The sequence below is a fragment of the Enterococcus malodoratus genome (assembly GCF_027659535.1).
GTDB lineage: Bacteria > Bacillota > Bacilli > Lactobacillales > Enterococcaceae > Enterococcus_A > Enterococcus_A malodoratus.
In genome coordinates this window covers 1-2,947 of the sequence record NZ_JAQDPG010000024.1, presented here as the reverse complement: position 1 = coordinate 2,947, position 2,947 = coordinate 1, and the positions used below count along the sequence as shown (strand labels likewise).

Below are 2,947 nucleotides of genomic sequence, written 5' to 3'. Positions count from 1 at the left end.
ACCAAGCCTTTTATTTCAAAAGGAGTACTCGAATCGGTAGTCAGATGTTGTTGTCCGACGATTGCGGAATTATCGATCACTCTTCCTCCCACCTCAACACAATGTCTCCTTCTTTTTCATACGTATCTACCCATCGCTGCTCACCATCTGAAAAGATACATAACCTTAACGGATAACCCATTTCATCAAATTGGATTACATTTGAACGTATTTTTATTCTTGGTATATCCTTCTTTTTGAAGAACATCACTCTTCCTCCTCAGTAAACTTTGCTTAAATCAGTCATATTGCTTGATAAATTATAAACATCTACGTGTATTTTTTTAGTAGTATTTAACTGCCCGATGCGTGCCATTGCTTGACTGGTCTGCATTTCAGTAAAAACAATTCCACCTTTATCCATGTTGTTTAGCAAATACGATCGTTGGAATTCATCGCTAAAGCCGTCATATTCCGTTATTTGGATTACATTTTTACTCAACGCAATCACTCTCCTCGTTGACTTTTAAGAATAAAGTAATGTTTTTGGATAGCTTTCGCTTAACTCTTTTATATTCATCAGAATCTACTCGGATTCTAGTTTTATCTTCAAGAACAACGAAATATTTGCCATTTTTTATTGATACTGCGACTACTTCTTTATCCATCAATCTTCCTCCTGTTCTAATCCCCATTGAGCGAATGCTGCTAGGACTTGAAATTGTTCTTGCTCTGTCAATTCTAGCCACGCTTTTGTTTGCTCAGAAACACTATATTCCGCAGGCTCCTCATAAACATTATCAGTGAATTCCCACAAAACATATTGGAGGTCATTCCCGATTGAAACTTGTTCTTTCAACCACTCCAACACGATCTGCTGGTTCTCGTTGAGTTCTGATCGCAAAGGTTCATAATTGGTTAACATTACAAAAGGAGTTGTGCCAGGTATCTTATCAATCGAATACGATTCACATTTTCCTATTGGCTTATCATTGTTATAGACTAAACTCATTCTCACACCTACACTTTCTCGACTGGTACAAGTTCAATAATTGGATTTATCCATTCTTTGTCGCCATCGGCTTTGTAAAATGCTCCATCCTCAATTGATTCAAGTTCTTTTTTTGAGAAGCTTGGAGGAAATACCATGCATGAGTAAAAATCAAGCATATTTCCATCAGCATTTTTCGATAGATATTGTCTACCAAACTTCAACTTAACTTGATACTTTGGCTCTTCCTCGACCTCGTAGCCTTCTAACCAAGCACGAGCTAGAATATCGTAATTTTGTTTGTCTTGTCGCAACCATTCTTCAGTATTGCGAGCAAAGCTTGATTCAAAAGCTTCTGGTGCAAGTAAATCCGGCAAAATCCAATTTAATTCCCGACATTTCGAAATCCACTTAGCAACAAACTGCGGCACTTTGACTTTCTGCGGTTCGTCTATTTGATTAACGAGTTCAATAACTTTGGTGATTTTCACATACCGGTTTGTTTCAAACCATTCACCGTTCGCTTTTATCTTTTCAATCAATTCTTGAATTTTCATAAATACCTCCTTGATAGGCTGAGTTAGCCGATTTATTAAATCTATTTTCTTATCCCTTTAAATATTGCTTGTGGTAAAATAATGAGCAGAAGGTGAATATACTATGCCCATTGAATTAGAACGAGCTCTTAAATTGAGAAAGTTACACTTAGAAAAAGGTGATCCATACTGTGATCATGAGTATGAAAAAGAATTTTTTAATGGTATTCCTACTGGAGATTACGCTTGTAAAAAATGCGGTAAGTCTATCTCTAAGTCTTCTTACCTTAAAATAATGAAGGTTAGAGAATCACTCGATTAGCTTAGTGGTTCTCTTTGATAGGCATGGTTGCAAAAACCACTCAATTCTTGTAATTTGGTTGCAACGACTCAAAAACATCGATTCTATTAAAATTCATTTAATGATTGAATAATTTCAACAGAGCTGATCGTATACCACCTCGGTAAATAGTCATTTCTAATAAACCAGTCAAATACAAGATTTTCTAATTCTTCTCTATCCTCTTTAGTTACGTCATCCAAATAAGTATCTGCCCATTCGCCACCTTCGTCATAGGCACTTTCTTGAACGTTCTCTATTAATGTATCTACACAAAATGGAACAGCCGAAGCATTTATTTGACCTACCAAGAATTCTGTAACGACCTCATCAGGAGTGCTGCCCATTTCATCATCTAAATATTCCGTATCAGGGTTGCCATTAAATCGATGAGCTGATTCCAGACCAGCTTTTATTGCTTCTTCTTTGGTCTCGAAATAATCACATGCTTGCCAAATATCTTCTTTTAGAGAACACATCCATTTTTTATCCATTTGGTCTTTTTTCAAGTCCATTTTTCTACCTCTTTTCTATGCAATTGGCTGAGTTAGTGGTTGTTTTCGATTTGGAAAATACCACTCAACTATTTCCATTTTTGAAAGTGTTCAACTCTTGCTTAAATTCATGAAGGTACCGTTCCTTCTTTTCTTCACTAAGTGAGTCGTATCTTTCCACAGCTTGAGCCTCACAAAGATATTGCCATTCTTCCATGCACTCATAACATAAATCATGAGGACAAGACATTTCTGCTACAATATCACCATTGCAATAAGTAATTGAGTTGTATTCTCCATGAGCGGGTTTCCCACAAATATCACAAACAATCGTTTCAGTAATTTGTACTTTTTTAGCCATTTTATGATCGTTCCTTTCAATTAGTTCGAAAGCTGTTAGAACATCGCAAACGTCTTCTTCACTTACCCAACTTTTAATTTCTTCGATGTTTGCATCTATTTTCATAGCCATCTATTCTGCCTCTTTCGTTTATTCTCCGTAATTCGGGTGGTCCAAGCTTCTAACGTTTCTCTGCTCATTTTTAAAACCTCCTTGATTGCTGTCGTTAATTGACTAAAACATTTCATAAAGAATATGGTAGGGACG

At 36.2% G+C, this 2,947-nt stretch carries 8 protein-coding genes; 1 reads left to right on the top strand and 7 read right to left on the bottom strand.

Annotation, left to right across the window (positions count from 1 at the left end; translation table 11 throughout):
- Positions 1–76: 76 nt before the first annotated feature.
- The 5 genes from PGP85_RS21185 to PGP85_RS21165 are packed head-to-tail and all read right to left on the bottom strand — an operon-like array spanning position 77 to position 1,527.
- Positions 77–247 carry a hypothetical protein gene (locus PGP85_RS21185; RefSeq protein WP_270329205.1) on the bottom strand — a complete coding sequence of 57 codons (171 nt, stop codon included), beginning with the start codon at positions 245–247 and terminating at the stop codon, positions 77–79.
- 12 nt (positions 248–259) lie between these two features.
- A complete protein-coding gene (locus PGP85_RS21180; RefSeq protein WP_251868171.1) occupies positions 260–481 on the bottom strand; it encodes a hypothetical protein in 222 nt (73 codons plus the stop codon).
- On the bottom strand, positions 474–647 hold the full coding sequence (locus PGP85_RS21175; RefSeq protein WP_251868170.1) for a hypothetical protein: 174 nt from the start codon (positions 645–647) through the stop codon (positions 474–476). Before PGP85_RS21175 ends, PGP85_RS21180 begins: the two co-directional genes overlap by 8 nt.
- Positions 647–991: a hypothetical protein gene (locus PGP85_RS21170; protein ID WP_270329201.1), complete on the bottom strand. Its 345-nt coding sequence runs from the start codon at positions 989–991 to the stop codon at positions 647–649. The genes PGP85_RS21175 and PGP85_RS21170 overlap by 1 nt, the downstream gene beginning before the upstream one ends.
- Positions 992–999: 8 nt before the next feature.
- Positions 1,000–1,527, bottom strand: coding sequence for a DUF1642 domain-containing protein (locus tag PGP85_RS21165; protein ID WP_270329200.1), 528 nt, complete (start codon positions 1,525–1,527; stop codon positions 1,000–1,002).
- A 103-nt stretch (positions 1,528–1,630) separates the two neighbouring features.
- Here PGP85_RS21165 and PGP85_RS21160 point away from each other — a divergent pair, with 103 nt between their 5' ends.
- Complete coding sequence (locus PGP85_RS21160) at positions 1,631–1,828, top strand: hypothetical protein (protein ID WP_270329198.1); 198 nt, start codon at positions 1,631–1,633, stop codon at positions 1,826–1,828.
- Positions 1,829–1,914: 86 nt separating this feature from the next.
- Here PGP85_RS21160 and PGP85_RS21155 read toward each other — a convergent pair whose 3' ends face one another.
- Both PGP85_RS21155 and PGP85_RS21150 read right to left on the bottom strand, forming a co-directional pair.
- On the bottom strand, positions 1,915–2,361 hold the full coding sequence (locus tag PGP85_RS21155) for a hypothetical protein (protein WP_270329197.1): 447 nt from the start codon (positions 2,359–2,361) through the stop codon (positions 1,915–1,917).
- Positions 2,362–2,425: 64 nt separating this feature from the next.
- Entirely contained in the window at positions 2,426–2,812 is a 387-nt protein-coding gene (locus PGP85_RS21150) for a hypothetical protein (RefSeq protein WP_270329195.1), read from the bottom strand.
- Positions 2,813–2,947: the final 135 nt, after the last annotated feature.